This is a genomic window from Pelosinus propionicus DSM 13327 (genome assembly GCF_900114615.1).
In the GTDB taxonomy this organism is placed as follows: Bacteria; Bacillota; Negativicutes; order DSM-13327; family DSM-13327; genus Pelosinus; species Pelosinus propionicus.
In genome coordinates this window covers 1-8,641 of the sequence record NZ_FOTS01000092.1, presented here as the reverse complement: position 1 = coordinate 8,641, position 8,641 = coordinate 1, and the positions used below count along the sequence as shown (strand labels likewise).

Annotated in this window: 2 protein-coding genes; both read right to left on the bottom strand. The window is 45.2% G+C overall.

Going from position 1 to position 8,641, the window contains the following annotated elements; translation table 11 throughout:
* Positions 1-3,857: beta-ketoacyl synthase N-terminal-like domain-containing protein (locus BMZ99_RS25075; protein WP_175490707.1), on the bottom strand; the 3,857-nt coding region annotated here is incomplete at its 3' end.
* A gap of 20 nt (positions 3,858-3,877) precedes the next feature.
* On the bottom strand, positions 3,878-8,608 hold the full coding sequence (locus BMZ99_RS25070) for a type I polyketide synthase (RefSeq protein ID WP_217645159.1): 4,731 nt from the start codon (positions 8,606-8,608) through the stop codon (positions 3,878-3,880).
* Positions 8,609-8,641: the final 33 nt, after the last annotated feature.

Sequence of the window (8,641 nt, the reverse complement as noted above, 5' to 3'; positions counted from 1 at the left end):
TGAGAGATAAAGAGTATTCTTGTTTGCGGATCAAGGGCTTGAATCGTTTCTGCGGCTTTGTTTTGGTGATCTGCATTGGACAGAAAACAAACCAGCGTTTTGATCTTAACCGACCCATGATTTGACAAAGTTTTCTCCTGCCAAACTTCTTCAAATGTCATCATTTCAATAGCTTCCTGTTTTTTAGGTGCTGCCGGGGCTTGTCTTACCTCCTCTACAGAATCGCCAGATATGCTTTCTGTATCCCCTTGCATTTCCAAACCTTTCATACGTATGCAAACCTTACCCTGGAGATCGCACAGATCAATATCAAACTTTTGTAATGGATCAGCAGCAGCACTGCCTTCACTGTAACGAAGCCAAGCCCACATGGCAGACGAGCAAGGACCAAGAATTTCGAATTCCTGCAAGGCCGCCGGTAGCATTAGCCTGCTGTCTTCTGAATTCAATGTGAAACCGATTGTCCCTTGCATCCCAGCATTCAGCAGGCTGGGATGCAGCATAAATTGCGGGTAGGTCTCTGCGATGCAGGAAGGTATCACCAGCTTTGCCAATACTTGGCCTCTTCCGGCATATACAGCTTCTACTCCCTGGTATTCCGGACTATAATTAAATCCGGCATTTCTCAATGCCTCATAACACTGACTGGCATTAAAATGGTTCCTGCACTGCTCTTGAATAGCAGCCAAGTCCAATTCTATATTCTCCGCAGAAACTCCACTAAATACAGCAGTTCCCTGGCTGTATACGATCGTTTCTTCCACTCTGCCTCCGGGCTGGCTATAGACTTCAAAGATTATTTCGCCGCTGTCCTCAGGTAGTAGTCCAATATGTACTTCAAGCAAAGATTCATCTACACCAATAGGAAACATCCACCTAATATTGGTAAGCAAAATTTTCTGTCCCTCTTGCAGCCTTCCAGCAGCCTGCTGTAAAGCCTCTCGCACCATTTCAAGGCAGGCTGCCTCCGGCAGAGCTCTAAATCCTTTAACATGATTCACGAAGAAGGTTTCTTTTCCAGAGAATGTAGAGGTAAAACGCTGCTCTGTTAAATCCGATGTATTCTGATGAAGCAGAGGATGAAGCATTCGTGCATTTCCAGTACTAGTCAGAATAGGATTGGCAGCCGTTGTTTCAATTTCAGGTACCCAATATCTTTCTCTGGCAAAAGGATATGTAGGCAGACTGATTCTGCGAGGCCTTGCCTTTCCATATAACTTTTTCCAGTCAATGCTTAGCCCTTTCACCCAAACCTCGAGAAGCTTCGTATATTTTCCTTTTCTCATCCAAGAATCAATCATAACTGCCATATCTTCATCCGGACCTAAAGCAGCCAAAATTTCCTTATTGTGCTTATTTTTCCCTCGGTACAACTTTTCGATATTCTCATCTCTTTCCAAAAAACGACTCAATTTTTCTTCCAGCTCTTTAATAGAATTCACTGCAATCGCCAGGCGCTCATCCATTGTTTCCCGTCCAATTTGCAGCGTATAAGCTATCTCCGCCAGATTTGCATCAAAGAACCCCACTTCCTTTATCATAAGCAGCAATTGTCTTACCTTTTCTAAAAGACGCTCTTCATTTTTGGCTGATAATACAATCATTGCTGGATGCTGCTGTGAAATCTGATGTATAACCGGATTTTTATCCTTCGGGATATACTCTTCAATCACAACATGAGCATTTGATCCTCCCGCACCAAAAGATGAAATACCCGCAATTCTCGGCTGCTCTTCTGTTTTTCCGTGTATGGCAATCAATGGTCTTTTCCATTCTGCAAGTTCTTGCTGAACAAAGAATGGCGTATTATTAAAATCGATATTCGGGTTTAGTGTTTTGGAGTGCAATGATGGTACCAGCTGACCATATTTAAGCTGCAGCAATACTTTCGTCACTCCTGCAATGCCAGCTGCACTTTCGCAATGCCCAATATTTGATTTGGCAGATCCAATTGCACAAAATTGTTTGTCTTTGGTATGCTCTTTAAAAAATTTACTCAGTCCTGCGATTTCAATAGGATCTCCTAAAGAAGTTCCCGTACCGTGTGCTTCAATATAGCTGATCATTCTAGGGTTGATTCCTGTTTCAGCAAAAGCCTGGCCAATAACCCGAGCTTGGGCATTGGGATTAGGAACTGTATAGCCATTCGTTTTCCCGCCATGATTGATTGCTGTTGCTTTAATAATTCCATATATATTATCACCATCAGCAATGGCTTGCGTCAGCGGTTTGAGCAGTACAGCGCCAACTCCTTCACCGGGTACATAACCATCACCTCCCTGACCGAAGCTTTCACACCTTCCCTTGCTTGAAATAAACTTTCCTTGTCCCAGTATCAGATATTTGTTGGGATGAATGGAGACATTTACACCACCTGCAATTGCAAGTTCACATCCTCCCTGCTGCAAACTTTGGCATGCTAAATGAATTGCTGTCAAAGAAGAAGAACACATGGTGTCAATAGCCATACTAGGTCCATGAAAATTAAAGTAGTAGGATACTCGATTGGCAACCGACGATGGATTTCCGCTGAGAGCAATGGGCCTTCCCTGGATTTGTTCCTGAGCACCGTAGAGCTGATACTCTTCATACATTACTCCTACATAAACGCCTACGTTTCCCTCAATATTAAAATTCTCTTTTAATCCAAGGCTTTGCCTGGTATATCCTGCATCTTCCAGGGTTTCAAATACACATTGCAGAAACAATCGTTCCTGTGGATCAATATATTGGGCTTCCCGGGGCGAAATATTAAAGAATAGAGGATCGAATTGGTCTACACCCTCTAAAAAACCACCCCATTTACTATAGGTTTTACCAAATTTATTCTTGTCTTCATCAAAATATAAACTATGATCCCAGCGATCTTTAGGAATTTCTGTAATACAATCCTTGCCATCCCGCAAGTTTCTCCAATATTCCTGAAGATTTCTTGCACCAGGATAACGCCCAGAAATGCCAATGATCGCAACATCTACCCCCGCTGCTGCTTTTTGCGGAATGCTGCCTTCACTAAACTCTGGAGGACGCAGCTTCCTGGAACTTCTAAACAATAAGTTTTTCTTTTCTCCACCAGTACTGCTGTCAGATTTAGCCGAAATGGCAGTTCCGTCTTCCACATTTAAAATTTTGATCAGCTCAGTACGATAAACGGCAAGGAAGTAGTCGGTTATCTGGTGGAGACTCTCATATTCAAAAAATAATGTTTTTGGCAGAGAACCAAATATTTTTTCCAGCTCATTGGTTAACTGCATAACCATAATCGAATCGATCCCGTATTTTTCCATTTGCGCATTTTCGTCTATTCGATGCACCGGAAGCTTAAGAACAGAAGATAATTGCTGTTTGAAATAACGTACTGCTTTTTCCTTCAGCAGCTCTTCTTCAAATTCTGTCATTACTTTGCTTTTCTCAGTTATGGGATGTGATAATTCCTTTGCTGGCATCTGGCCAGCAAGCATATCGCAATGTTCATTAACCAAGTACTCGGCAAAGCTCTGTATGGTTAATTGTGTGTAAAATATGCTCGGAAGCAGTTCAAGCTTATAGTCCTGATTTAGCCGATCCGCTAATGCAGCCAGCATAACATGATCGAGCCCGTTTTCATTCCACTGGGCCTCTAGATCAATATCTTCAATTGTTATCCTGGATAATTCAGATGCCATCTGCAGCAAAATAGTCTGTATTTCCTCTGTCAGAGCAGCAGTAGTCTTAGATAACCCATGATTTTCTAGGATGGGAAGCATGTGTTGCTGGGTATGCTTTGCTTTATACTCTTGAATCTGCTTTATCGCATCTTCTCGGTTAATTTTTTTATCTTTTATCTGCTTATATAAAGACGATAATTGACTCTCCATTTCTCTTTTTCTCCCCCTCTTCACACCTTCATTAATGTACTAAATTCTTCTTCTGATAACACTCCGGCTGCTATTTCATCGAAAAGCTTTTGATATAAATCCTGATTTATGATTTTGTCGCCTGCAGCAGCATATACACTGCTGTGTTCACCCCTTTCATCAGGATGATTTTGTTCCAGAGCCACCCTGAGCTGATCTGCTTTCCCTGCCATGACCATTACCTGATTTTGTCCTGGGCCAATACCTTGATACAGTGCCTGGATACCATTTGCTGTCTGCAGTGCAATCATACCCATACTGCGCATCATCATATCTTTCGTTATTTCATCAACCCCCATTCCGCCCTCTTGCCACAACGACCAGTTCACGGAGAGAGTTTTCCCCTGCCTCTGCTGCCGGTCAGCCAAGTCATTGCGATATTCGGCATACGCATCCATAAAGGCATTGGCAGCAGCATAATCAGCCTGGCCTGCGTTCCCCAGACTGCCGGCTATGGAGGAAAACAAGATAACGAAATCCAGCTTCATATCTTTGGTAGCTTGATCCAGATTCACCAGTCCCAGTACCTTGGGTGACAGAACTTCCTGCATTTCTTCCTCTGTCTTTTTCAATATAAAATTATCGCGGATTACGCCGGCACAATGCAGAATACCATGCAAACCGCCAAATTCTTCTTGAATCTTCTCAACCAAATGACTCACGGTCTGCTGATCGCTTACATCTGCCTGCCGATATTCCACCCGTGCACCTAATGTGACAATTTCTTGCCATTTCGTCTGCATTTCCTGGGTGAGGGCAGATCGGCCTGTAAGGATTATGGTGGCTGATTTTGCCCGCCGGGCAATCTCCTGAGCAAAGATAAGTCCCAGCCCTCCTGCTCCTCCTGTAATTAAATAGACTCCCTGGTCTTTCCAGGGAATCTTCACAGTATCTTGCGTATCTTTCATTTCCTTCCACTCAGCAATCCATCGTTTGCCATCCTGATAGCGAATATGACTGTCGAAGGGCTGATGACTATTCTCGATCAGTTTTTCCCTGATACTTTGAGCACTATCCTCAGGTTCTGCCTCAATAATCTGTCCAATCAGTCTTGCGTTTTCCAAATGAGCCGTCTTTAATAACCCTGAGAATCCAGAGAACGGCATCTGTTCTTTGGAGAAAATTACAATCTGGATGAAGGCCTTGCTATTTGTCTTTTCTTTGAGAATGGCTCGAATCTCTTCCAAAATTTCATCTGCATACCTTTGAAACCGTACCGCGATACTTCCCTCTTTCCTTTGCAAAGCAATACAACGTACCCCATTCATATTCATTGCCATACTCTCTTGTATTCCTTGATCCGGCTCGCATAGGATTACCACGTGCTGGTCAATGTGTGGGGCTGCCGCTGCTTGGTCAATGCTTTTTTCCTTCCATCCAGGCTGATACAGTAACATGTCAATCTTTTCCCTTGAATCAATTTCCCTTTCCAGGATTCTTGCAGAAAAACCCTTCATGCGTACACAAAGGGTTCCGTCCTCATTACATAGATCAATATCCAGCTTCTGTACCTTATCTTCCCCTTTGCTCCCCGGGCTGTACCGTACTGCTGCCCACATACTGGGGGTGCAGGCTTCCAGTATTTCCAGTTCCTGCAGGGCAAAGGGCAGCGCAGGTTTAAGACTGCCGGAGCCAATCATCAGACCCATGGATGCCTGCAGGGCGGAGTCCATCATGCTGGGATGCAGGATAAACTGATCCTGCGTATCTAACAGAAAAGCAGGCAGCAGCAGTTTTGCCAGAACCTGATTCTCCCCAATGTACAAGGTCTCAATTCCCTGATGCCCTGGCCCGTATTCCAGTCCCATCTTTCCCAATTGCTCATAGCATTGGCTGGAACTCAACATTTCACGACTGCACTGATTCCGTATCTGTTCTATCGGCAGCGACTGAAGTTCACATGCCGGATGCAATAGGATTTTTCCCTGGCTGTGCACTACTGTTTCTTCAAGACTTTCATCCAAATGGCTGTAGATTTCATAGGCAATCTCTCCATTCTCTTCCGGGAAAAGTCCGATATGTACCTGAATAGCCTCTTCTCCTACCATCATTGGACGGCTCCAAACCACATGTTTCATCTGTATCCCAATGTTTTCTTTCCCGCTTCTTCCTGCTGCCTGCCGGACTGCTGCCCGGGCCATTTCCAGATAGGCTACTCCAGGCAGTACACGCTGTCCCTTCACTACATGATCCTTCAGGAAAAACTCTTCTCCCGTAAATCTGGAACTGAAACGCTGTTCTGAAAAGTCCGATGTATTTTGCTGCAGCAGGGGATGAAGGATTGCTGCACTTCCTAAATGGATCCTGTCAGTGAGTGAACTTTCTATCTCCGGCACCCAATAGCTTTCTTTCGCAAAGGGATAGCCGGGCAGATGAAGACGGTCCGGTTTTTCTTCACCATATAGCTGCCCCCATGCAAGGTCATATCCCTGGCAGTACAGATCTGCCAAAGCATGCAGTATCTCTTTATAGCGCTTCGTATCCCTCTGCTGGGAGAAGCTTTGCGCTAACAGCTCCTGACCATATTCTTCTATTGCTTTCTGCCCGGTAAAATCACGGGCTGCTGTCCCTTTAAACAGGTTGGGGAGTTTTTCTTTACTCCCCATCTGCTGCAGTACATAGATCCCATCTTCTTTGTCCTGCACTACCACTGCGCAGCGATGGGCAAAGTGCTGACGCCCTTCCAGCAGGGTAACGCTAATCTCTGCCAGACCTTTTGTCTCTTCCTTTTCTAAGCAGGCAATCATTTCTTTGCATTTTTCCTGCAGGCTCTCTTGGGTTTTGGCAGAAAAGGCCAGCAGATAGCAGGGCAGGCTTTTCTTCCTTTTCATCCTGTTCTGCGGATAGCTTTCCAGTACCATATGCACATTCGTACCGCTCATTCCAAAGGCACTTACTCCACCCATTCTCCTCTTTTCTTCTTTTTCAGGCCAGGCTTTGCTTTTTGTATTTACATAGAACGGACTTCCCGACCAATGAATGTATTCATTTTCTTCTTGAAAGTGAAGGCTGGCAGGTATGGTTTCATGACGAAATGCCTGAACCAGGCTAATTAAGCTCACCAGACCGGAGGCTGCCAGCGCATGTCCAAAGTTGGTCTTGGTGGACGTCAGGGCGCAGTACCCCTGCTTTTTCGTATAGTCTTTAAAGGCATCATACAGAGCATTGACTTCAATGGGATCTCCTAATTTCGTACCCGTCCCATGCGTGACAATGTATTCAAGGTCTTCCGGGTTTATCTGGTACTGATCATACACCGATTTTAGAAGCTTCGTTTGGGAAGCACCACTGGGAGCGGTGATTCCATTGGTTTTTCCGTCATAGTTGATACCGCTTCCTTTGATTACGGCATAGATCGGATCCTTATCTGCCTTTGCCTGGGACAGGCGTTTTAACACCACTACCGCAACCGCTTCCGCTGGAACCATTCCATTGGCTCTTTTATCAAAGGCAAAGCACTTCCCGTCCTCTGACAGCATACCTGCTTCACTCATCCCTTGAAACATCTGCGGTGTCAGCAGCAGATTCACTCCCGCCGCCAGGGCGGTGTCGCATTCTTGCTGGCGGATGCTTTGACAGGCTTGATGTACTGCCACTAAGCCGGAGGAGCAGGCCGTATTAATTGCCATATTCGGTCCGCTTAGGTTTAGGAAATAGGCTAAACGGGCCGATAAAACGGCATTATGATTGGACGTAATGCTGCTCTTTTCTTTGAGCAGCAAGCGATAATCCCCTTCTTCCACTCCCACAAACATACCGATTTTACTCTTTTGGATCTGCTGCCTTCCATAGCCTGCATCCTCTAAGGCTTTCCAGGATTCCTGCAGCAGCAGCCGCTGTCTGGGGTCCATGCTTTCGGCTTCCCGGGGGGATATTTCAAAGAACAGCGGGTCAAATTCGCTGACTCCCGGAATGGCACCGTATTGATATGGACTTCTCCCTTTTCCTGAGAAGCGGTCTGCCGGAAAGTCCTGAATTACGTCTTTGCCTGTGGCGAGAATCTGCCACATTTCATCAATGGTTCTGGACTCTGGAAAACGGCCGCTCATTCCAATGATGGCAATGGAATCCTGCTCCTGTAACTGCTGAGAAGCTGGTTTCTTTACAAATCTGGACTGTATGGAGGTCTGGCGTTTGGAGGTTAAGGTCACTGACGGAAATTGCTGCGGGTTCATAATCGACTTTGCAACTGTCTCTTGATAAAAAAGCTGCAGCATGTCTTGGTGTTCCTTTAAATAATATTGGGCTAACCGCTCAAGGGTTGAATACCCGAAAAAGATAGCAGGAGTAACTTCTATTCCATAATGGTGAGTTAACAAGTTAGAGAATTGAGTTAAAGCAATGGAATCAAAACCAAATTCTGCAAGGTTTTCTTCCCGATCTAATTTATCCCGGGGAATTTTCAGCAGCTGGCTGGCTTGTTCTTTCAGATCCCACTCAATGCACTGCTCCAGGGTAAATCCCTTCATTTCGACTCGTCTTCCCTGGCGGCCAGACAGGGAAACAGTCGCTGCTGCTGCAACAGGCTGTTCTTGGGATGACAGTCTTAAAAAGCGCTGTACCCGGCTGCGCTCTCCAACTACGATTAAATGCTGGGTTTTGTTTTGTGTTAACAATTGATCAAATATCTCAACGCCTTCGTCGGCTTCTAAAAAACGCTGGCCGCTGGATTTTAAATAGAGCTTGCTGTTCTCTTCCTCACCGACTCCCATTCCTCCATCCTTCCATAAAGGCCAGTTGATCAC

What these genes read in the sequence shown, in the direction of transcription:
- BMZ99_RS25070 (WP_217645159.1), bottom strand. Translation starts at nt 8,608, where the DNA reads ATGGGAGTCGGTGAGGAAGAGAACAGCAAGCTCTATTTAAAATCCAGC.